The 20,118-nt window shown below is 69.4% G+C and carries 22 protein-coding genes; 11 read left to right on the forward strand and 11 right to left on the reverse strand.

The window, feature by feature from the left end:
- Positions 1-6: 6 nt before the first annotated feature.
- Both ACWGID_RS16520 and ACWGID_RS16525 read right to left on the reverse strand, forming a co-directional pair.
- Positions 7-753, reverse strand: a complete 747-nt coding sequence (locus ACWGID_RS16520) for an esterase family protein (RefSeq protein ID WP_452197328.1) — start codon at positions 751-753, stop codon at positions 7-9.
- Complete coding sequence (locus ACWGID_RS16525; protein ID WP_452197329.1) at positions 713-1,789, reverse strand: alpha/beta hydrolase; 1,077 nt, start codon at positions 1,787-1,789, stop codon at positions 713-715. Before ACWGID_RS16525 ends, ACWGID_RS16520 begins: the two co-directional genes overlap by 41 nt.
- Before the next feature lie 64 nt (positions 1,790-1,853).
- Between ACWGID_RS16525 and ACWGID_RS16530 the strand changes: the two genes are divergently transcribed.
- Entirely contained in the window at positions 1,854-2,195 is a 342-nt protein-coding gene (locus ACWGID_RS16530) for an MmcQ/YjbR family DNA-binding protein (RefSeq protein ID WP_452197330.1), read from the forward strand.
- A gap of 253 nt (positions 2,196-2,448) precedes the next feature.
- On the opposite strand, the gene ACWGID_RS16535 is transcribed toward ACWGID_RS16530, so the two are convergent.
- Both ACWGID_RS16535 and ACWGID_RS16540 read right to left on the reverse strand, forming a co-directional pair.
- A complete protein-coding gene (locus tag ACWGID_RS16535) occupies positions 2,449-3,243 on the reverse strand; it encodes a response regulator (protein ID WP_452197331.1) in 795 nt (264 codons plus the stop codon).
- Complete coding sequence (locus ACWGID_RS16540) at positions 3,222-4,580, reverse strand: sensor histidine kinase (protein WP_452197332.1); 1,359 nt, start codon at positions 4,578-4,580, stop codon at positions 3,222-3,224. The genes ACWGID_RS16535 and ACWGID_RS16540 overlap by 22 nt, the downstream gene beginning before the upstream one ends.
- 177 nt (positions 4,581-4,757) lie before the next feature.
- On the opposite strand from ACWGID_RS16540, the gene ACWGID_RS16545 reads away from it, so the two are divergent.
- The 3 genes from ACWGID_RS16545 to ACWGID_RS16555 all read left to right on the forward strand — a co-directional run bounded on the left by ACWGID_RS16545 (position 4,758) and on the right by ACWGID_RS16555 (position 6,421).
- Complete coding sequence (locus ACWGID_RS16545) at positions 4,758-5,489, forward strand: M15 family metallopeptidase (RefSeq protein ID WP_452197333.1); 732 nt, start codon at positions 4,758-4,760, stop codon at positions 5,487-5,489.
- An 18-nt stretch (positions 5,490-5,507) separates the two neighbouring features.
- The gene (locus tag ACWGID_RS16550; RefSeq protein ID WP_452197334.1) at positions 5,508-5,882 is read left to right on the forward strand and encodes a hypothetical protein; all 375 of its coding nucleotides are present in this window, start codon (positions 5,508-5,510) and stop codon (positions 5,880-5,882) included.
- A 152-nt stretch (positions 5,883-6,034) separates the two neighbouring features.
- Positions 6,035-6,421, forward strand: a complete 387-nt coding sequence (locus ACWGID_RS16555) for a pilus assembly protein CpaE (protein WP_452197335.1) — start codon at positions 6,035-6,037, stop codon at positions 6,419-6,421.
- Here the strand turns inward: ACWGID_RS16555 and ACWGID_RS16560 are convergent.
- Positions 6,418-7,125 (reverse strand): YqeB family protein, encoded by a 708-nt coding sequence (locus ACWGID_RS16560; RefSeq protein ID WP_452197336.1) that lies wholly within the window; start codon positions 7,123-7,125, stop codon positions 6,418-6,420. The two genes, ACWGID_RS16555 and ACWGID_RS16560, sit on opposite strands and share 4 nt — an antisense overlap.
- Positions 7,126-7,188: 63 nt before the next feature.
- On the opposite strand from ACWGID_RS16560, the gene ACWGID_RS16565 reads away from it, so the two are divergent.
- Entirely contained in the window at positions 7,189-8,202 is a 1,014-nt protein-coding gene (locus ACWGID_RS16565; RefSeq protein ID WP_452197337.1) for an ornithine cyclodeaminase family protein, read from the forward strand.
- Entirely contained in the window at positions 8,202-9,536 is a 1,335-nt protein-coding gene (locus tag ACWGID_RS16570; protein WP_452197338.1) for an aromatic amino acid lyase, read from the forward strand. Before ACWGID_RS16565 ends, ACWGID_RS16570 begins: the two co-directional genes overlap by 1 nt.
- Here the strand turns inward: ACWGID_RS16570 and ACWGID_RS16575 are convergent.
- Positions 9,533-10,579, reverse strand: coding sequence for an ABC transporter substrate-binding protein (locus ACWGID_RS16575; RefSeq protein ID WP_452197339.1), 1,047 nt, complete (start codon positions 10,577-10,579; stop codon positions 9,533-9,535). The genes ACWGID_RS16570 and ACWGID_RS16575 overlap by 4 nt on opposite strands.
- Positions 10,580-10,784: 205 nt before the next feature.
- On the opposite strand from ACWGID_RS16575, the gene ACWGID_RS16580 reads away from it, so the two are divergent.
- Genes ACWGID_RS16580 through ACWGID_RS16595 form a run of 4 tightly spaced genes read left to right on the forward strand, consistent with a single transcriptional unit; the run spans position 10,785 to position 13,025 of the window.
- A complete protein-coding gene (locus tag ACWGID_RS16580; RefSeq protein ID WP_452197340.1) occupies positions 10,785-11,417 on the forward strand; it encodes a hypothetical protein in 633 nt (210 codons plus the stop codon).
- Between the two features lie 44 nt (positions 11,418-11,461).
- Entirely contained in the window at positions 11,462-11,809 is a 348-nt protein-coding gene (locus ACWGID_RS16585) for an ArsR/SmtB family transcription factor (protein ID WP_452197341.1), read from the forward strand.
- Positions 11,806-12,282, forward strand: a complete 477-nt coding sequence (locus ACWGID_RS16590; RefSeq protein WP_452197342.1) for an SRPBCC domain-containing protein — start codon at positions 11,806-11,808, stop codon at positions 12,280-12,282. Before ACWGID_RS16585 ends, ACWGID_RS16590 begins: the two co-directional genes overlap by 4 nt.
- Positions 12,282-13,025: an SDR family NAD(P)-dependent oxidoreductase gene (locus ACWGID_RS16595; RefSeq protein WP_452197343.1), complete on the forward strand. Its 744-nt coding sequence runs from the start codon at positions 12,282-12,284 to the stop codon at positions 13,023-13,025. The genes ACWGID_RS16590 and ACWGID_RS16595 overlap by 1 nt, the downstream gene beginning before the upstream one ends.
- Positions 13,026-13,079: 54 nt before the next feature.
- On the opposite strand, the gene ACWGID_RS16600 is transcribed toward ACWGID_RS16595, so the two are convergent.
- Genes ACWGID_RS16600 through ACWGID_RS16615 form a run of 4 tightly spaced genes read right to left on the reverse strand, consistent with a single transcriptional unit; the run spans position 13,080 to position 17,412 of the window.
- Positions 13,080-14,060 (reverse strand): ornithine cyclodeaminase family protein, encoded by a 981-nt coding sequence (locus ACWGID_RS16600; protein WP_452197344.1) that lies wholly within the window; start codon positions 14,058-14,060, stop codon positions 13,080-13,082.
- A complete protein-coding gene (locus tag ACWGID_RS16605) occupies positions 14,060-15,226 on the reverse strand; it encodes an NAD(P)/FAD-dependent oxidoreductase (RefSeq protein WP_452197345.1) in 1,167 nt (388 codons plus the stop codon). The genes ACWGID_RS16600 and ACWGID_RS16605 overlap by 1 nt, the downstream gene beginning before the upstream one ends.
- Positions 15,226-16,770, reverse strand: a complete 1,545-nt coding sequence (locus ACWGID_RS16610; protein ID WP_452197346.1) for an aldehyde dehydrogenase family protein — start codon at positions 16,768-16,770, stop codon at positions 15,226-15,228. Before ACWGID_RS16610 ends, ACWGID_RS16605 begins: the two co-directional genes overlap by 1 nt.
- A 60-nt stretch (positions 16,771-16,830) precedes the next feature.
- Complete coding sequence (locus ACWGID_RS16615; RefSeq protein WP_452197347.1) at positions 16,831-17,412, reverse strand: hypothetical protein; 582 nt, start codon at positions 17,410-17,412, stop codon at positions 16,831-16,833.
- An 88-nt stretch (positions 17,413-17,500) separates the two neighbouring features.
- Between ACWGID_RS16615 and ACWGID_RS16620 the strand changes: the two genes are divergently transcribed.
- The gene (locus ACWGID_RS16620) at positions 17,501-17,980 is read left to right on the forward strand and encodes a DnaJ family domain-containing protein (RefSeq protein WP_452197348.1); all 480 of its coding nucleotides are present in this window, start codon (positions 17,501-17,503) and stop codon (positions 17,978-17,980) included.
- Here ACWGID_RS16620 and ACWGID_RS16625 read toward each other — a convergent pair.
- Positions 17,973-20,063 carry a thiamine pyrophosphate-dependent enzyme gene (locus tag ACWGID_RS16625; protein WP_452197349.1) on the reverse strand — a complete coding sequence of 697 codons (2,091 nt, stop codon included), beginning with the start codon at positions 20,061-20,063 and terminating at the stop codon, positions 17,973-17,975. The two genes, ACWGID_RS16620 and ACWGID_RS16625, sit on opposite strands and share 8 nt — an antisense overlap.
- Positions 20,064-20,118 lie beyond the last annotated feature (55 nt).

A 20,118-nucleotide genomic window follows, 5' to 3' on the forward strand; every position in this document is an offset into this window, starting at 1 on the left:
GTGCTCCTAACAGAATCGGGGCAGGTGGTGGGCGAGCTGTCGCTGCCACCACGGCCAGTCATGAGCTACGTCGTACCCCCACACGTCCAGCTCATGCGGGATGCCTTTGGACTCGAGTACGGCGGCGGTCGCGCGGGCCGACGGCAACGAGCCGGTCGGATGCGTCTCCCAGTCGCCCTGGCCGACCGTGAGCAGCAGGAACAGCCGCTGCCGCAGCCAGTCGAGATGCTCGCCGGAGAGGTTCGGCAGATAGTCGGCCGGGTTGTTGAAGTACGTCGCGTCGCCGCGCTCGCCCCACGCATGCCAGCTGGCCGCGTCGTAGTTGCCCGACTGGCAGATCGCGATCGGGAACAGGTCGGCCCGCTTGAACGCGAAGTTCAGCGCGTGGAAGGCGCCCAGGCTGCACCCGGTCGTGATGATGTCGGCGACACCGGGGGAGTCCGAGCTGATCGTCGGCACGACCTGGTTCACGATCCAGGACTCGTACAGCTCGTGCCGCCGCGCGCGGACCTCGAGCTGGATGCTGCGGTCCGACCAGCTGACGTGGTCGTAGGAGTCGACGCAGTACAGCTTCACCCGGCCGGCCTCGATCAGGTCCGCGACGGCGTCGACCATCCCGTTGTTCTCGTAGTCCCAGGCGCGGCCCTGCTCGCTCGGGAAGACCAGCACCGGGCGGCCGAAGTGCCCGTACCGGATCAGGGTGCCGGGGCGGTCAAGCCCCGGCGCCTCCAACTCGACCTGCTCCCGTTCCATCAGCCCCACCCCAGGTCTGCCGCAGTAGTTCTGTCAGATCAGGATCCAGCACATCCCGCCAGGCTGTGAAGTTGTGCATGTCCGGAGTTTCGTCGAACCGTACGGCGAACCCGAGCTCGGCCAGCCGCGCGGCCAGCACCCGGTTGTTGTGCACGTTCTCCTCGGTGGTCCCGGCGGTCATCCCGACCGGCGGCGTACTCGGCGCCGCGGTTGCCGTCAGCACCTGCTCGACGAACCCGGTCACCGCGGCGAAGTACTCGAACTTCGACTCCTGCGGATCGGTCGCTAGCGTGAAGAACGACCCCGACTGCAGGAACAGCCCGGAAAACGTGTTCGGAAAATTCCATTCCGCGTGCAGCGCCGCGAGCGCGCCCAGGCTGGCGCCCATAATCACCGGCCGCCGACTCCGGTACGCCGTCTGCACAGCAGGCAGCACGTACTGCGTCAGCGCCTCGGCGTACTGCGGATTCGCGGCGTACCAGAGGTTCCGCGAGGTCGGCCGGATCAGCGCCAACCGGAACGGCGGGAGCGAACCGCCCGCGATCATCGCCCCCGCGTAATGCGTGAGCCCGGCGTACGTCGCGAACTCGGGACCGTCGTGCGACAGCAGCAACGGCAGCTCGAACCCCGGCGCGATCCCCTCCGGCGCCCACACCTGCACGTCGACCGCGCCGACCGGGGAATCCACGGTCAGCGGCGTCAGCGTGGCCGCGATAGGCGGTACGGCGATCCACGCGGGCTCGACGTACCCGGGCAGCGGCAGCCACGAGTGGTCGCCGAACGCCCCGCCGACCACCCGCGGGTTCGTCGGATCGGTCCGCATCCCGAGGTCGGCGATGTCGAACAGGTACTCCATCCGGTGCACCGCCGGCCGTGGCAGCCGCAGCTCCCACCCGAAGTCGACCGGCTTGAACTCCAGCACCTCGGCAGGCAACCCGAGCTCCTGCCACAGCCGGACGCCGGTGAAGGCATGCGCGGCGTCACCGAGGCGGAACACCACCTCGGCACCTTCGACCGCGCTCACTACTGCAGGCATCAGACCACGGTACCGACGAAAACACTGACATCAGCTGTCAGGATTCGCTGTCTATCGTGGGAGCGTGGTCGATCTCACCGATATCCGCGCCATCACCGCGGACCTGCCGCGCAGCTACGAGGTTCTGGTCCGGGACCAGATCAAGTTCCGGGTCGGTCAGATCGTGTACCTCGCGGTCGCTCCGGACGAGCAGACGATCGGTATCGGGTTCCCGCGCGAGGAGCGGGCTGCCGCGCTGGCCGCCGAGCCGGACAAGTTCTTCCCGCCCCGCCCGTCCGACGAGCGCTTCCGCTGGATCCAGGTCCGGCTGGCCGCCCTGGACCACGCCGAGCTCCGCGAGCTGATCCTGGAGGCCTGGTCGATGTGCGTCCCGAAGAAGGTCCGCGCCGAATACTTCGGCACCTGAGGACGCCTGAGGACGACCGGGGCGCAACCGGGGACCGACGGAAGCAGGGGCTCCAGGCAACCAGCTCATCCTCAGGTAGTAGACCGGAACCATCCTGACGGCCGATGGGTGCGGCGGTTCCGCGAGCGACTCTGGAAGCATGACTGGGGACTTCCTACCCCGACGCCGCCAGGCGTCGGCGCTGAGCCAAGCCGTAACCGTTCTGATCCTGCTCGCCGTCGTGGCCCTGGGGGTCTGGCTGTTCCTCTAGCGACTAGGAGTCCCAGCGCACGTCAGCTTCGCCCGGCCGGACCACCCCGGCCTCGTACGCGACGACGACCGCCTGCACCCGGCTGGACAGCCCGAGTTTCGACAGCACAGAGCTGACATGGGTCTTGATCGTGGTCTCGCTGACGAACAGCTTCGCCGCGAGGTCGCGGTTCGACAACCCGCGCGCCATCCAGACCAGGATCTCGCGCTCCCGCTCACTCAGCTGACCGAGCAGTCCGACCCACCGCGGATCCGGTTGCGCCGGCGCCGCGGGCGCCGTACCGCCGTCGACCTGGCGCTCCAGCTCCATGCAGCGCTCCAGCAGTACCCGCGTCGAGGCCGGGTCGACCAGCGAGTCACCGCGGTACACCGCCCGCACGGCCGACACCAGCAGATCCGGATCGGTGTCCTTCAGCAGGAACCCGGACGCCCCGGCCCGCACCGCCGCCAGCACATACGCCTCGTCGTCGAACGTCGTCAGCACCAGTACGGCGGGACGCGCGCGACCGGCCGCCCGGTTCGCGGAGGTGATCCGCTCGGTGGCGACCAGACCGTCCATCACCGGCATCCGGATGTCCATCAGCACCACGTCCGGGTCGTACTGGTCGATCAGCCGGAGCGCCTCCGCGCCGTTCTCGGCCTGGGCGACCGTGGTCAGGTCCGGCTCGTGGTCGAGGATCATCGCCAGCCCCATCCGGATCACGCCCTGGTCGTCGGCGACCAGGATCCGGATCGGCTCGCTCTGGCCCGGGCCGGGGCCATCGGGGCCGCCGGGGCTCAGTTCTGCGGGGGCAACCATGCCTGCACTCTCCATCCACCCAGGGGCCCGGCCGCGACGGCGAGGGTGCCGCCGACCGCGGTGGCCCGTTCCCGCATCCCGATCAACCCGTTGCCGCGGCCACTCTCGTTCCGCCGCGCGGTCTCCAGCACGTTCACCGGTGGCGGGCCGCCGTTCCCGTTGTCGTCGATGGTCAGCAGCTCGCCCTGTGGCCCACTCTGCCAGGTCACCCGCGCCGCGGTCGCCTTCGCGTGCACCATCACGTTGGTCAGCGCCTCCTGGATGATCCGCACCGCGGTCAGGTCGGTCGCCGACGTGAGCTGCCGCTGCCGTGGCGGGAGGTCCATCGTCACGTCGATCCCGACCGCTTTCAGCCGTTCGCCCATCCGCGCGACGTCCGCCAGGTCGGGCACCGGCGCGGTCCCGCCGCCGGAGCCGGTGTCGCCGGCGACCTGCGGCGAGGCGGTGTTCAGCACCCGGACGGTCTCCCGCATCGCGGTCAGCGCCTCCTTGCCGCTGGCAATGATCCAGCGGATCGCCTCCCGGAGGACCTCGGGCCGCTGGTCGGCGACCCGGTCCGCGGCCTGCGCCCGGATCACCACCGCGCTCACGTGGTGCGAGATCACGTCGTGCAGGTCGCGGGCGATCCGGGTCCGTTCCGCGACCGCCGCCCGCTCGGCCTCGACGGCGCGCAACCGGATCAGCTCCGCGTTGCGCTGCTCGAGCAGCGCGACCGACTTCCGGCGCCGCCGGGCGTCCGCGCCGAGCAGCACCATGCCGCAGATCAGGGCCTCGGCGAACACGAACAGTGAGACGTCGATGTAGGAGTACAGGCTGGCCACGTTCCGCGGCAGGCTCTGGTAGCGGTCGCCGAGCAGGATGTCGCGGTTCACGCGCCCGAGGACGATCGCGACGACCGTCGGCAGACCGATCATCAGGCCCGCCAGGCTGCCCATGGTGAAGAACAGACACGTGAAGCGCCGGACCCCGGCCGCGGCGGCCAGGTACCCGACGACGAGCAGCGGGACGAGATGGATCTCGGACTGCAGCGCGGCGTCGCTGATCTCCGGCTGACCGAAGATCGTCAGCCCGAGCTGAGCGGCGAGCCCGGTGCCGACCGCGGCGTACATGAACGGGTAGAGGACCGAGACGACGAGCAGCATCGTGCGCGGCGTTCGGCGGGCGAAGGCGACCGTGGCGACCAGGAAGACCCCGGTCACCACCGAGACCGCGGGGTTGCGCGGGCGCAGGCCGGTCCCGTTGATCAGGTTCAGCGCCCCGAACCAGACCACGCCGATCACCGCGGCGAGCAGCAGATCCTGCTGCCCCTGCGACAATCTCCGCCAGAGTCCCTTCACGTCGCCCAGCGTAGTCAGCTTGTGTTTGCCGAAGCTTCATCTGACCGGAGGGGCGGTCTCTCCAACTTTTGGAGGAGGCTCGGCGTCCGAACTGATACTCAGGGGCTACAGATGGGACGCGAGGACGGTCCCTGGGACCGATGCGCCGCCCTGTCCCGATCAGAAAGGCTGTACCCCATGAGTCACGACCGCCGCCCGCCACGCCCGCACGGTGGGGTACGGACAAAGTTGCTGTCCGTGATCGGTGTGGTGGGGGCCGGGACGGTGGTCGGTGCGCTGCTGCTGTGGCACGCGCAGGTGGGTGAGGTCCTCGGCCTGGCCGCGGACAAGGAGCCGGTCGTGTCGACCGTGAGCGCGCCGGCGGTGGGGGCACCGCCGGCGACCACCCTCGTCACCACCACGCCCGAGCCGACCAGCCGGCCGACGCACACGCCGTCGAAGACCCCGTCCACGACGCCGGTGACTCCGAAGACGACACCGTCCAAGAAGGCGACGAAGAAGCCGTCGACGGGGGTCCGCGAGGAGAGCATCGAGGGCCTCTCGCCGAAGCTGCGGACCCGCCTGAAGAAGGCGATCGCGGCGGCGAGGAAGGACGGCGTGACGATCCGGATCACATCCGCTCGGCGCAGCGCGACCAAGCAGCAGCGGCTGCTCGACGAGGCGGTCGAGAAGTACGGCTCCTACAAGGTGGCGACCCGGTGGGTGCTGCCGCCGAAGTACTCCGCCCACGTGCAGGGCAAGGCCGTGGACATCGGTCCGACAGCCGCCATGACGTGGCTGAACACGAACGGCTGGCGGTACGGCGTGTGCCGCCGGTACGACAACGAACCCTGGCACTTCGAGGCGCTCACGACGCCCGGGAAGAAGTGCCCACCGCGGGAACCGCACGCGGTGGCCAAGACAGATTGATCACTAGGGGGATATCTCATGACCATGACCTACGCGCAGCCCCTGACCCGGCGGCGCTACACCCGCGCCCGGCTCGCCGTACCCGCTCTGTGGCGGCAGGTGATCCGGACCGGTGACAAGTCCGAGCACGCGATGCCGCCGGAGCCGGACCGGTCCGCGTTCACACAGCTGGAGATCTACGACGGCGTCCTGTCCGCGTTCGAGCGTCGCCACGAGGTTGCCGCGGTACTGCGGACCGCGCCGGACCGCGCGATCGCCGTCCGCCGGCTGCGGGACCGGTTCGCGCTCAGTCACCTGCAGGCGTCTGCGCTCCTCGACCTGCCGCTGACCACCGAGTGCCGGGACCGGATCGCCCACCGCGCCGAGGAGTTGCGCAGCGCCCTCGCGCGCTGACCCCAGTCCCCTTTCGCGCTGACCTGAGGTCCCTCGAACGCTGACCACAGGTCCCTCGAACGCTGACCGAGGGTCCTTCGCGCGAGCCGTGTCTCGGTGGCTGCGGCTCGCGCGGACCTGCGGCGTTTGCCCGCCGTGGGGAGGATGGAAGGGTGATTACGATCGAGCAGGCCGGACGACTGCGCAAGGCCGGGGTGCTGTGGAGCCCCGGTGCCGGAGATCGTTTCGTCGTACCGGACCGGGACATGGACGAGGACGTGTTCGTGGTGAGCGACATGACCGTCGAGGTGCACGACTACCAGGGCAGCAAGGTGATCGGCTTCAACGGCACCACGGAATGGGCGCTGGACAGCATCGAGCAGCGCGAAGTCATCTGGTTACCCCGTGAGGAGCAGCTCCGCGCGCTCCTCGGACCGCATTTCCGATCCCTCGAGTCGACCCCCGACGGCTGGCAGGTCACCCTGACCGACAGCACCCACACCTCCGCCGACGCCGAGCAGGCGTACGCGGCGGCCGTGATGCATCTGCTCGGTGCCTAAAACGCGCGCCAGTACTGCTTCTTGTCCCTGTCCTTGACCGTGTAGCCGAGGTTGGTCAGCTCGGCGCGCAGCTCGCGCAGGTCGGCCTTGCCCTTGTCCCCGTCGTCGAACGACTTCGAACGGACCTTGAGGACGGCGTTCACGGCGGGCGGCAGGTCCGGGTCGTCCTCGATCCAGCGGCGGAACGCGGACCCGTGCGGATCGCCCGCGTCCGACCACGGGTAGCCGTGCGCCCGGAAGGCGGCCGGGATCTGCTTGGCCTCGGACTTCAGCTGGTCGTGCTTCTCCCGGGCCAGCTCGCGGGACGTGGCGTCCTGGAGGACGATCTCCTTCTCGTCCAGGAACGCGACCGCGACCTTTTCCCGCGGCACCGTCACCGTCTTCTGGTTCTTCGAGAACTCGACCGACCGGTCGGTGATCGTCACCTTGAGCGTGTCGTCGAGCGCCATCCCGGCGAGGACCACGCCGGCGACCAGGCCGACGAGCACGCAGATCACCACGACCCACCAGCTGTCCCACGCGGCGATCAGCTTGAGCGGCCCCTGGAACGGCACCCACTGCCGGTCGGCGGCCCAGTTCGCGATCCGCGGCAGGAAGAACCCGAGCACCAGCCCGACCAGCGGCAGCCCGCCGAACAGCATCACCTTGTCACCGGTCGAGTGCCCGATGACGGTGCGCTCCGGTGTTCCAGTCGTCGACCCCATGTCCCGAACGTAGCGTCACGGCGTGAAACTAAAGTATCGATCGACGGCAACCGAAGGAGCCATGTGACGGACGGGATCTGGCTGCGTTTCCTGAGCGGCCCGGACATCGACGCGCTGGGGTTGACCCGGCTGGAGATCGTGGACGCCGTCGAGGACGCGGTCCGCGAGCACGGTGAGGGCCGGACGAGTTTCGAGCCGCGGGTCCATCTGACTCCGGACAACGGCGGGATCGGTCACTTCAACATCCTCCGCGGACACCTCGACGGCCTCGGTGAGCACGGGATCAGCGGCGTGAAGGTGGTCGGCGACTTCGTCCCGAACTACCAGCGAGGGCTGCCGAGCGAGCTCGCGATGGCGACGCTGTTCGACCCGACCACCGGCGTACCGCTGGCGGTTCTCGACGCGACGATGATTACCGCCGCTCGGACCGGCGCGATGACGACGGTCGGCGCGCGGCACCTGGCCCGCCGCGACAGCAAGATCCTCGCCCACGCCGGAGCCCGGGGTACGGCGTGGTGGAACGTGACGATGCTCGACGACCTGCTCGACCTCGACGAGATCCGGGTGACGTCGCGGCGACCGGAATCCCGGGAGAAGTTCGCCGCTGACCTCGCCGCCGAACTGTCCACGCCGATCCGGGTGTGCGCGACCGCGGAGGAGGCCTTCGACGGCGCCGACGTCATCGTCGAGGCGACCCGGCTCACCGAGCCCGAGCCACTGCTGCGTACGGCGGTGGTCCGGCCCGGAGCCTTCGTCGTACCGTACGGCACCGTGTCCGCGGTCGAGCTGGACCTGCTCGACGTGATGGACAAGGTCGTCGTGGACGACTGGCGGGAGGCGCAGTCGGGCCGCTTCGGTTCGCTCCGGCGGCACGTGGACACCGGGTGGCTGTCGCCGGAGACGCTGTACGCCGAGATCGGCGAGATCGTCGCGGGCCACAAACCCGGCCGCGAGAACGATGCCGAGCGCAACCTCTTCTGGCACCGCGGGCTCTCGCTGCTGGACGTCGCGATCGCGCACCTGATCCTGCGCCGCGCCGAGGCCGCCGACGCCGGCACGATGCTCCGGTTCCACTGATGATCGAGGATCCCGCCGACCTGGACCCGGCGAGCCCCGATCCGATCGAGCTCGCACCCGCGCTCCTCGACCGTCTCGCCGCGACGCGTGCCGCCGCCCTCCGTACGCTCGAGTCGGGCCGGCCCGTGTACGGCGTAAACACTGGCATGGGCAACCTCAGCAAGGTCCGCCTCACCGAGGACGAGCAGCGTGTCCACCAGCGCAACCTGCTCCGCGGCCGCGCGGTCGGCGGCCCGCCGTGGCTGCCTCCCGAGGAAGCCCGCGCCGTCCTGATCGGCCGGTTGCGAACCTTCCTCACCGGTGACGCCGCCGTCTCGGTCGAGCTCATCCAGGCGCTGGTTGCCCTGATCAACAGTGGTGAGCTCCCGAACATCCCCGCCGAAGGTGCAGGATCGGCCGGCGAGATCATCCCGCTCTCCCACGCGTTCGCCTCGCTGGATCCCGGTCCCAAGGAAGGCATCGCGCTGCTGGCCGGCATCCCCGGCGCGACCGGCCGGGCCGCTCTCCACGCGCACACAGTTCACCGGCTGGCCGACACACTCAGCGCCATCGCTGCGGGGGCGATCGCGGTCGTTGGGGCGAACCGGGATCCGTACCGTCCGGCGGTCGGCCGCGGAGACGCCGTACTGGCGTCCGAACTGGCGCGGCTGCGCGAGCTGGCAGGTCCCGAGGACGAGCCGCGGAGCCTGCAGGCCCCGGTGTCGTTCCGCGTCGCGGGCCACGTGGGTGCCCACGTACGACGGACTCTGCAGCAGCTCGACGACGCGGTCGAGCGGGCGTTCAACGGTGTCACCGACTCACCGGCGTACCTGGATGGGGAGTTTGTCGGAACGGCCGGGTTTCACGGGATCGACCTGACCGCGCATTGCGATCACCTGACGGCGGCGCTCGCGCACGCGGCCGAGGTCTCGGTGGCGCGGCTGCACAGGCTGCTGGATCCTTCGGTGACCGGGCTGACCGCGCAGCTCGCGCGCGAGCCTGGTCCGCAGGCGGGCCTCGTCGCCGTACACAAACGCGCGGTCGCCACCGCCCACCAGTTGCGCCGACTGACGTTGCCCACAGCAATCAGTACGGCGGAGACGTCGAACGGTCAGGAGGACGTCCAGACGTTCTCCTGGGAAGCGGTCGGGAACCTCGGCGACGCGATCCGCCTCACCCGCGGTACGGCCGCCTGCGAGCTGCTCGCCGTACGCCAGGCCTTCGCCCTGTCTGTGCGCCCGGTACCACCCGGGCTCCAGGAACTGCTGCGGGCGGTCGACGACGTCGTACCTCCGATCGATGGCGACCGCCCGTTCGGCGAGGACCTGACCCGGCTCCTCGACGACGTTCTCTAGCCCTTACCCGCCAGGGCGTCCTGCAGCATCGGGACCAGCTTCGGAAGCGCGTACTTGATGCCGAGCGGACCGCCGATCGACATCGCGCTGGAGAACTCGCCGCTCGGCGTCGGGGTGTTGATCACCGGCGCACCGCCCCAATACGCGACGTGCTTCGCCTGCACCGCGGGCAGCGCGTTGAACACCTTGTCGTTCATGACGGCCGGATCGAGCTTGCCCGCGCCGTCGAGCGCGGCCATGAAGATCACGTCGGCGTTCAGCTTCTCGGTCAGCTCCGGCGAGATCTTCACGTAGAAGTCACCGTTCTCCATCGCGTCGATCTGCGGGTTGGTCTTGAACCCGAGCGCGGTCAGCAGCCGCATCCGCGGGTCGGACGGCAGCCACGCGTTCAGGCTGTTCGCCGAGTACACGCCCGCCGTGATGACCTTCCCGGCGAACTCCGGGTTCGCCTTCGCGGCGTCGGTCAGCAAAGTCTCGGTGTCCTTCACGACCTGCTCGCCCGCAGGTGTCGTTCCGGTCGCCTTCGCGATCTCGCGGACCTGGTCCTGCCACGCGACGCCGTACACGTTCTTGGTCCCGACCGGCGCCGCGATCGTCGGCGCGATCGCGTTCAGGGTGTCGAACTGCAACTTGTCGTTGACGCTGTTGATATAGACGATCAGGTCCGGCCGCAGCGCCGCGATCTCCTCGTACTTCGGCTCCGAGGAGTCGATCAGTTTCGGTGCCGGGCGGTCGCCGAGCGCGGACTTCACCCAGCCGCGCAGGTTCGGGTTCCCGAACCAGTCGGCGCCCGCGACCGGCACGACGCCGAGCGCGATCGAGGCCTCCAGATCGCCACCGCCGAGCGTCACCACGCGCTCCGGCTTGGCCTTGATCGTCGTCGAGCCGTACAGGTGGTCGATCGTCACCGGGAAGCCGGCGGTGTCACCGGTACTCGCTGGGGAGTTCTGGGTGTCGTCCTGGCCGCAGGCGGTGCGGCCGGCGCCGAGCGTCAGTACGGCGATCGCGGCGGCCGCGACGGACCGGATTCGGGACAAGGCCATGGCGGATGGTTCCTCCGAAAAGGACGTCAGGTTTAGGTAAGCCTAACCTGACTAAAAGGGCTCCGATGGTGGGGGTTGATCGAAAAAGCACGCCGACACGCGGAACTGGGCGGAGCCGCAAAGCAACTGGTCCCGCGCCGCAAGTAGCCTGCATCTGGTCTGTGTCGTTGGCCTGGGTGAGTCCCGGTGGAGTGGAGGAGTTCCCTTGAAGCGGTTCGTGGCCCCGCCGAACTGGCCGACCCCACCCCGGCGCAGCTGGGTGCCGCCGAAGACCTGGCGCCCCGATCCGTCCTGGCCGCCGGCGCCGGAGGGCTGGGTGTTCTGGGTCGACGGCAAGGGCAAGCCGGTCCGCGGCCCGCTCGGCCAGTACGCCGCTCCGTCCCGCCGGGTCGTGTACGCCGGTGCCGCGGTGGCTGTCCTGGTCGTGGGTGTCGTTGCGTCCTCGATCAGCGTGTTCGGGGGCTCCGATGACACCGCGGCCGTGAAGTTCCTGCAGGACGACGCGACGAGTTCCGCGACTCCCGACGTACCGTCGCCGACGGTCACGCCGCCGCGAGTGCCGAAGACCGTCACGCCGACCCAGGTGCCAACCCACCCGACCCCGACCCAGGTGCCGACCCAACGGCCGACCCGGAAGCCGACCGCGACCAGGAGCACCACGCGGACCGAATCGACCCCGGATCCCAAGCCGACCCGGACGACGACGACCACGAAGAAACCGCGGCCGAGCAGTCGTCCGTCGACCCGGGAAGAACTCCTCCGGCAGTACTGCGTCCAGCGCGGGATCGACCCGGCCTTTTGCGACCCGGACAACTGGCAGTCGCCGCGGCATCCGTGACGACCGGTTGACAGCAGGGCGGTCCAGTCCGCATCCTTAACCGCATGGTTCTGAAACCATCTGGTTATGAAGACACGTTGACCGGCGTGTTCGCGGCCCTCGCGGACCCGACCCGGCGGGCGATCCTGACCCAGCTCCAGCGCGGCGACGCGACCGTCGCCGAACTGGCGGCGCCGTTCAGCATGTCGCAACCGGCGGTCTCCAAGCACCTGAAGGTGCTCGAGGCGGCCGGTCTGATCAGCCGGTCCCAACGCGCCACGGCCCGGCTGAGCCATCTCGAGGCCGAGCCGCTCCGTGCGGCCGTCGGTTGGCTGATGGACTACCGGGCCTATTGGGTGGTGAGTTTCGACCGTCTCGACGATCTGCTCGACGACCTGAAGGAGCAGTCGTGAAGGTCATCGCGGAGCCCGGCGTACCGCAAGTCGTCATCATCCGGACGTTCAACGCACCGCGCGAGCTGCTGTTCCGCGCGTACACCGAACCCGATCTGGTGCCGCGCTGGCTGGGTCCGGCCGGGCTCGAGCTGATCGTGAACCAGCTCGACCCGCGGCACGGCGGTCGCTGGCGCTGGACGCACTACGACGGCGACGGCAAGGGCTACGTCTTCCACGGGCTGTACCACGGGGAACCGACGCAGGAGCGGATCGTGCAGACGTACGAATTCGACCAGGCGCCCGGGACCGTCTACCTGAATCTGATCACCTTCGACGAGGCCGACGGGGTCACCACGCTGACCCAGAACACCGTCTTCTTCGCGGTCGAGGATCGCGACCTGTACGTCGCCGGCGGCATGGAGCGCGGGATCCGCGCGTCGATGCAACAACTCGACGACCTCGTCACCGAACTGGCCGAGGAGGCCACCTGATGATGCTCAACGACAAACAGGCAGTTGTGTACGGCGCGGCCGGCCCGATCGGCGGCGCGGTCGCGAAGGCGTTCGCCGCCGAAGGTGCGACGGTGCACCTGGCCGGGCGGACGGCGGAAACCCTCGAACGGGTCGCGGACGAGATCCGCGCGAGCGGCGGCAAGGCCGAGACCGCGGTCGTCGACGCGCTCGACGAACGCTCGGTCGACCAGCACGCCGAGACGCTCGCCCGGATCGACATCTCGTTCAACCTGATCGGCCACAAGCAGTACTTCGGGACGCCGCTGATCGACATGTCCCTCGCGGACGTCGAAGAACCGGTGCGGAACATGCTGCGCACCTTCTACCTCACCTCCCGCGCCGCCGCCCGGCGCATGGTCGAGCAGGGCTCCGGCGTCATCCTCACCTTCGGCGGGTACGGCGACCCGGCGGCGAACCTCGGGAGTTTCCAGACCGGGTTCGGCGCGGTGGAGGCGCTGCGGCGCAGCCTCGCCTGCGAGCTCGGGCCGCACGGCATCCGCGTGATCACCTTGCAGACGAACGGTATTCCGGAGTCGAACCCGGAGACCTACCCCGAGGACTTCCGGCGCGAGGTCGCCGAGCACACCGCGGCCCAGACGATGCTGAACCGCGCCGCGACCCTGGCCGACGTCGGCGCCATCGCGACCTTCGCGGCCTCGGACCTGGCCCGCTCCGTCACCGGCACCGCGATCAACCTGACCGCCGGCGCCGTCGTCAACTAGCTGAGACTGTCGTCATCTAGCTGAGACTGTTCATCTAGCTGAGACTGTCGTCATCTAGCTGAGGAAGTCGATCGTGCGCCCGTGCGTGGCCTGGTGGAGGGGCCAGGCCATGGCGAGATCCTGCCAGGGGAGTCCCACGGGAGCGTACACGGTGACCTCCTCCGCTGACCGGCGTCCTGCAGCAGCGCCGGTCAGCACCTCGGTCAGCGTGTGAACCCTGTCCGCCGTCAGTCCAACGTTGCCCAGAGCACCCATCTGTACGGCGAGCGCCCGATCGTCCACGACGACTCGCGAGGCCTCCAGCAGATCCCGCGACAGTTCCACCTTCCCCGGCTCGTCCGCGCCCAACGTCGTGAGATGCAGCCCCGGCCGAAGATCAGCCGCAGTGAGCAACGGTGCCCGGGACCACGTCGCCAGCACCACGACATCCGCCGCCGCAGCCACCTCCCGCGGAGTGTTCACCACCTCTCCCGGAATCCCTTGCTTATCAAGGAAATCCGCGGCCCGCCCTGGATCCAGGTCATGCACGACGAGACGATCGATGGGTCGTAACGCAGCAATGCCCGCCAACGTCATCGCGGCCTGCGCCCCAGCGCCCACCACTCCAACTGCCTGACCCGAGCTGGGGAGGATCTTGTGCCCGATCTGGGCGCAGGATCCTCCCCAGGTCGCGCTAGTTGGTCGGGCCAAGGCGTCTGTGGCCAAGGCCGCGGCCAGACCGGTGCGCCAGGCGGTGATGGTGGCGCTGTCCAGGAGCGCGAGGAGCGTGCCGTCGGTCAGGTCGTGAAGGCAGACCACACCGCGCAGCGCCGGCGTCGCACCGGGGAACTTCGCGTTGACCTTCACCGTGTACGCCGGAATGCCCGGAATCAACCCGGGCAACAGCGCAGTCGCCGTACCGGGTCCTGGAAGGTCGGTGCGGATGCGCAACGGCTCGACCTCGGCCGACTGCAGGAAACCGCTGCGCAGAGACTCCAGTACGTCGGGCACGTGGAGGGACCGCAGGATGTCCGAGCGCGTCAACAGAGCTGTCATCAGACGATGTTCCGTTCAGCTCGGCTGCCCGACTGGAACCGGCGCGCGTCGAGCGGGCTGACGTCGACGATCGGAGTACGGCCCAGGTACAGGTCGCGGATCACCTCGCCGACCGCTGGCCCTTGCAGGAAACCGTGTCCCGAAAACCCTGTCGCATAAAGGAATCGCGAGGTTCCGTCAGCCTCGCCGATCAATGCGTTGTGATCAGGTGTCACCTCGTACAACCCGGCCCAGCCACCCGTCAGCCCGACATCGAGCAGCGCGGGCGCCCGCCGTGCCATCGCCTCGGTGAGCCGGGGGATCCACGCATCGGTCCGACCCAGGTGGAACCCGGGCACCTCATCCGGGTCCGACATCCCGACGAGCAACCCAGGCCCCTCGCGATGGAAGTAGAACGTGCTCGTGAAGTCGATCGTCATCGGCAGCATGTCCGGCAGACTCGCGATCGCCTCGGTCACGGCGATCTGCCGCCGCAGCGGGACGACCGGCAGCTTGACCCCGACCATCGCCGCAAGCTCCGCCGACCAGGCCCCCGCCGCACAGATGACCGTTCGGGTCCGAACCACGCCACGGCTAGTCCGCACGCCGGTCACCTGGTTGCCCGCAGCATCGATCCCGAGAACCTCGCAACCGGTGACCAGCGATGCGCCCAGCCGCCGCGACGCCGACGCATACCCGAGTACGACGGACTCCGGCGTGCAATGCCCCGCGGTCGGCGAGAAGCACGCACCGACCAGCCCGTCCGGTACGACGATCGGCGCGAGCGCGACGGCCTCGTCGACGGAAATCATCCGCGTAGGTAGCCCGCCAGTTTCTTGCAGCCGATTCTGCAGCTCGGTGCTCTCGCGGAAGTGCTCGACCTGCTCGGCAGTCTCCAGGAGAAACAGATACCCGACCCGATGCAGATCGATCTCCTGCCCGGGCCGCTCGCCGAACCGCGCGAACGCCTCCAGACTGCGAGCGCCCAGCGCGATGTTCACCGCGTCGGAGAAGTTCGCGCGGACGCCGCCGGCCGCCTTGCAGGTCGAGCCCGAGCCGAGTTCGTTCATCTCCAGCAGGACGACGTCCCGCACTCCGGCCTCGGCCAGGTGGAAGGCGATGCTCGTGCCCATCACGCCGCCGCCGATGATCACCACATCGGCGGTTTCCGGGACCGGCGTCGCCATCAGGGCAGCTGGAACAAGAAGTCGGCCTCCACGGTCTCGGTGTCCATCTGGGCCTTCTGGAGCTTGCCCGAGTAGTCCCAGTTCAGCGACTGCCAGCGGGTGAACTGGTCCAGCACCCACATCCCGCTCTGCCGCGAGCCGTTGCCGGACTTCCCGTTCCCGCCGAACGGCAGATGCGCCTCCGCCCCGGACGTCGAGTTGTTGACGCTGACCATTCCCGCTGAGATCCCCTGCGCGAACCGGAACGCCTTGTTCGGATCCGTGGTGTAGATCGAACTCGACAGCCCGTACCCCGACTTGTTGCCCAGCGCAATCGCTTCGTCCAGCTCGGAGTACGCCGTGACGCCGACGATCGGACCGAAGGTCTCGTTCAGGAACAGCTCGTCATCCGGCCGGACCCCGGCCACGATCACCGGGTGGTAGAAGAGCCCGGCGGCCGGATCACCGACGAACCCGGCGCGTGGGTTGTCCGCCGTGACCCGCCCGGTCGCGCCGATCACCCGGTGGTGCGCGCTGATCCAGCCCAGGGTCTTCTCGAAGCCGGCCGCGAACTTCTCGTCCAGCAACGGCCCGAGCAGCACGTCCTCGGTCGGGTCGCCCATCGCCGCCGCCGCGGTGGCGCGGGCGAAACGGTCGAGGAACTCGTCGTACACGGACCGGTGCACGATCGCCGTCCCGAGGGACGTGCAGCGCTGGCCCGCCGTACCGAAGCCGGAGAACAGGGCGCCTTCGACGGCCAGGTCCAGGTCCGCGTCCTCGGTGATCACCATCGGGTTCTTGCCGCCGAGCTCGAGGCAGGGGTTCTGCAGGTGCCGGCCGCACAGCTCACCGATCCGCGTCCCGACCGCACTCGACCCGGTGAATCCGACCTTGTTGATCAGACCCGCCTCCAACGCCTGCTCGAGACCCGTGAACGTGTCCGGCCCGTCGGCGTACACCACGTTGAACACCCCGGCCGGTACGCCGGAATGCGCGAAGATCTCGTAGAACGCGTCGGAAACGACCGCGGAGTACTCCGCCGGTTTCCAGACCACTGTGTTTCCGCACAGCAGCGCCGGCACGATGTACCAGGACGGAACGGCGACCGGAAAGTTTCCGGCGGTGATCACGGAAACCGTTCCGACCGGGCGCCGGAACGTGAACAACTGCTTGTCCGGCATTTCCGACGGCACCGTCTGCCCGTACAGCCGGCGACCCTCGCCGAGGAAGAAGTCGCAGGTGTCGATGATCTCCTGCACCTCGCCGAGCGCCTCGGCGAGCGGCTTCCCGATCTCCCGGGTGACCAGCGCGGCGAGCCGTTCCTTGTTGGCGGTCATCAGCCGGCCGACGTTCGAGATCACCTGACCGCGCTGCGGCGCCGGCGTCGCGGCCCAGGCCGGCTGCGCGGCGTGCGCCGCCGCGGCCGCCCGGACGAACACCTCCGGCCCGGCGCTCCCGATCGTCCCGACGACCTCACTCAGCCGCGCGGGATTGGTCGACGCGGTACGCCGTACCGTCTCCGCGACCCGCTCGCCACCGACAACGGACAGCACCTCACCGGCCATGCGGCATCCTCTCCTCAGTCCTTGTCAGCCTGACAGCCCCGTTGGTCATGGATGGCCACCTTAGATCGCGGGCGGCACCTTGTGGTCGGAGTAGAGGTCCGGGATCGGGATCGGCATCCGCCACAGGTGCGAGTCGGGGTGCACCATGCCGTGCCGGATCGCGATGATCCGCAGCAGGCGCAGCGGGCCGGCGATCAGCACGAACGCCAGCGGGAGCTCGACCAGGAGCGCGCTGAGCAGCGCCTGGGTGAGGTCGCCGCCGCGCTGGCTGGTCATCACGTCGACCCAGGCGTCGCAGAGCAGCAGGACGCCGGACGCGAACGCGGTCGGGAACACGAACTGCTTGCGTTTCCAGCCGCCGATCGCGGTCAGCACCAGCATCGTGAGCAGCAGGATGTCGAACCCGACCCAGGTCGCGACCCAGTTCCGGGCGACGTAGTGGTTGGGCAGGGTGATCGCCAGGTACACCGTCCACGGGACCAGGACCGCCACACACACCAGGATCAGCACGGTCCGCCACTTGCGGATCCGCTCGATCGTCTGCCGGGACGGCAAGCCGCCCGGTCGCGGGGCAAGCCGCAGGATCAGCTCCCGCCGCTCGGCCGGCGTCATCGCCGCGATCTCTTCGTCGGTCAGTCGCACGTCTTCGAGTATGCCTTGTGATTGCATTCACAAGCTAGTAGGATGTTCCTCCGAAGCTACTGTCGACGACGACAGACGAGGTGTGGCCATGACCAAGCGCAGACCGCCGGGTATGAGCAACCAGGAATGGGTCGAGTCGCAGATCAAGCTGGCCCAGAACCAGGGCGAATTCGAGAACCTGCCCGGCGCCGGCAAACCACTGAAGCTCGCCGACCAGCACGACCCCGACTGGTGGGTCAAGGACTTCATCCGCCGCGAGGACGTCGAGACCGAGGCGTTGCTGCCGCCGGCGGTCCAGCTCCGCAAGGAGAAGGAGCACGTCCACGAGAAGGTCCGTGGCATGCGGCGCGAGTCCGAGGTCCGCGAGTACCTGTCGGATCTGAACAAGCGGATCCGGGTCAGCATCCGCGACACCACTGGCCCCGTCGTGCCGACCGGCCCGGTGAACGAGGAAGTGGTCATCGCCCAGTGGCGGATGGACCGCCCCGCGCGCGAGCCCCGTGCGCAGCAGTCCGAGCAGCACCGGCCGGCCCGGAAGAAGTCGATCTGGCAGCGGCTGTTCAGCTGAGCAGTTCGCGGGCCGCGCGCTCGATGGTCTGCTCGTCGAGCAGGACCTCGTGCGCGGCCGCGCCGAGCGGGACGTACGAGTCGTAGCTCGTCACCCGCGCCAGCCGCCCGGCGTACCCGTGGTCGATCAGCGTGGCGAGGATGCCCTCGGACACCCCACCGGACTTCCGGGTCTCGTCGGCGACCAGCACCCGTCCGGTAGCGGTTGCCTCGCGCAACAGATCCTCGACCGGCAACGGCGCCAACCAGCGCAGGTCGAGCACCCGCACCCCGGGGACGCGCGCCGCCACCCGAAGACTCATCGGTACGCCGTTCCCGAACGTGACGATCGTCAGCGCATCGCCGTCGCCGTACGTCCGGCCCCGCCCGATGGGCACCGCCTCGGAGGGGTACGGCGCCAGCCACTGCTCGTCACCGTCTTCGTACAGGTCACGCCGGTGGTAGAGCGCGATCGGCTCGAGGAACACGCTGACCGTCCCGGACGAGCGCGCTGCGGCCGTGCACGCATGCAGCATCGCGGCCGCGTCGTCCGGTCGGGACGGAGATGCGATGACGACGCCCGGGATGTCCCGCAGTACGCCAATCGCGTCGTCGTTGTGGAAGTGGCCGCCGAAGCCCTTCTGGTACCCGTACCCGGCGATCCGCAGGACCATCGGGTTCGCGTACTGCTCCTGCGAGAAGAACTTCAGCGACGCCGCCTCGCCGCGGAGCTGGTCCTCGGCGTTGTGCAGGTAGGCGAGGTACTGGATCTCCGGGATCGGCAGCAGCCCGGAGACCCCCGCGCCGAGCCCGAGTCCGAGGATCGACTGCTCGTCCAGCAGGGTGTCGAACACCCGCGCCGGTCCGAACGCCTTCTGCAGTCCGCGCGTCACGCCGTACACACCGCCCTTGCGGCCGACGTCCTCGCCGAAGACCATCGCCTCCGGGTAGGACGCCAGTACGTCACTCAGGGCGCGGTTGATGGATTGGCTGAGCGTCAGGAGCTCCGTGGACGCGGTGCGCTGCGGCAACGCGTCGGCGACCGCCTCCGGTGCCGGGAAGCGCAAAGGCGCGGCGACGGCCTCGGCCGAGGTGAGCTGGGGGAGGCCGGCGACCTCGGCCGCGATCCGGAGCGCCTCGGCGTGCTTGTCCTCGTAGAGCTCGATGATCTCGTCGGCGGTGTAGCCGGCGCCGAGCAGGTACCGCGCCGTCCCGATCAGCGGGTCGCGCTCCTCGTCCGCGGCCAGCTCGGCGGGCGATCGGTACGCCGTCTCGACGTCCGAACCCGCGTGGCCGAGCAGCCGTACGGTCCGCAGCCGCAGGAACGCCGGCCGCCGGTTCCGCCGGACGAACGTCGCCGCCTCGGTCGCCATCGACAGGGCCGCGTCCAGGTCGGTGCCGTCCGCGTCGAAGTACCGCAGGCCGGGGCGCGATCCGTAGGCCTGCCGGATCCAGCCGTCCGGGGTGCGCACGCTGATCCCGATCCCGTTGTCCTCGCAGACCAGCAGCAACGGCATCGGCAGCCCCTGGTACGACGCGTGCAGCGCGGCGTTGATCGCGCCGGTCGCGGTCGAGTGGTTCGCGGACGCGTCCCCGAAGCTGGTCACGACGATCGCGTCGTCCGGCCACGGCGACGGTACGCCGAGCTTCGCCGCCCGGGCGAGTGAGAACGCGACGCCCATCGCCCGCGGCAGGTGCGACGCGATCGTCGACGTCTGCGGGATGACGGCCAGCTCGGCGCGGCCGAACACCTTGTGCCGGCCGCCCGCGATCGGCTCGCTGGTCGCTGCCGCGACGCCGAGCAGGATGTCCCGCAGGCCGTCCTTGGAGCCGCACTGGGCGGCCCTGGTCAGGTAGAAGGCGCCGGAGCGGTAGTGCAGCAGCGCCGGGTCGGTCGGCTCCAGGGCGGCGGCGACGGCCGCGTTGCCCTCGTGACCGGCCGAACCGATCGTGTAGAAGCCGGTGCCCTGGGACTGCATCCAGCGGGCGGCGAGGTCCGCGTGCCGGCTGCCGAGCTGAGCGTCGAACAGGCCGCGGAGCAGCTCTGCGTCGTGCTCCCACGGGGCCGGGGCGAGGCCGCGGACGCGTTCGGCGAAGGTCCTCATCTGATACATCATCCGCGAAGACGGTCCGGACCACAGCGCCGACCACACCGTGAAC

Source organism: Kribbella sp. NPDC054772 (assembly GCF_053611945.1).

Excerpts from the sequence above, each read along its gene's own strand:
- ACWGID_RS16520 (WP_452197328.1), bottom strand. The coding sequence starts at position 753 with ATGGAACGGGAGCAGGTCGAGTTGGAGGCGCCGGGGCTTGACCGCCCC.
- ACWGID_RS16525 (WP_452197329.1), bottom strand. The coding sequence starts at position 1,789 with ATGCCTGCAGTAGTGAGCGCGGTCGAAGGTGCCGAGGTGGTGTTCCGC.
- ACWGID_RS16535 (WP_452197331.1), bottom strand. The coding sequence starts at position 3,243 with ATGGTTGCCCCCGCAGAACTGAGCCCCGGCGGCCCCGATGGCCCCGGC.
- ACWGID_RS16545 (WP_452197333.1), top strand. The coding sequence starts at position 4,758 with ATGAGTCACGACCGCCGCCCGCCACGCCCGCACGGTGGGGTACGGACA.
- ACWGID_RS16550 (WP_452197334.1), top strand. The coding sequence starts at position 5,508 with ATGACCATGACCTACGCGCAGCCCCTGACCCGGCGGCGCTACACCCGC.
- ACWGID_RS16560 (WP_452197336.1), bottom strand. The coding sequence starts at position 7,125 with ATGGGGTCGACGACTGGAACACCGGAGCGCACCGTCATCGGGCACTCG.
- ACWGID_RS16570 (WP_452197338.1), top strand. The coding sequence starts at position 8,202 with ATGATCGAGGATCCCGCCGACCTGGACCCGGCGAGCCCCGATCCGATC.
- ACWGID_RS16575 (WP_452197339.1), bottom strand. The coding sequence starts at position 10,579 with ATGGCCTTGTCCCGAATCCGGTCCGTCGCGGCCGCCGCGATCGCCGTA.
- ACWGID_RS16585 (WP_452197341.1), top strand. The coding sequence starts at position 11,462 with ATGGTTCTGAAACCATCTGGTTATGAAGACACGTTGACCGGCGTGTTC.
- ACWGID_RS16595 (WP_452197343.1), top strand. The coding sequence starts at position 12,282 with ATGATGCTCAACGACAAACAGGCAGTTGTGTACGGCGCGGCCGGCCCG.
- ACWGID_RS16600 (WP_452197344.1), bottom strand. The coding sequence starts at position 14,060 with ATGACAGCTCTGTTGACGCGCTCGGACATCCTGCGGTCCCTCCACGTG.
- ACWGID_RS16605 (WP_452197345.1), bottom strand. The coding sequence starts at position 15,226 with ATGGCGACGCCGGTCCCGGAAACCGCCGATGTGGTGATCATCGGCGGC.
- ACWGID_RS16610 (WP_452197346.1), bottom strand. The coding sequence starts at position 16,770 with ATGGCCGGTGAGGTGCTGTCCGTTGTCGGTGGCGAGCGGGTCGCGGAG.
- ACWGID_RS16620 (WP_452197348.1), top strand. The coding sequence starts at position 17,501 with ATGACCAAGCGCAGACCGCCGGGTATGAGCAACCAGGAATGGGTCGAG.
- ACWGID_RS16625 (WP_452197349.1), bottom strand. The coding sequence starts at position 20,063 with ATGAGGACCTTCGCCGAACGCGTCCGCGGCCTCGCCCCGGCCCCGTGG.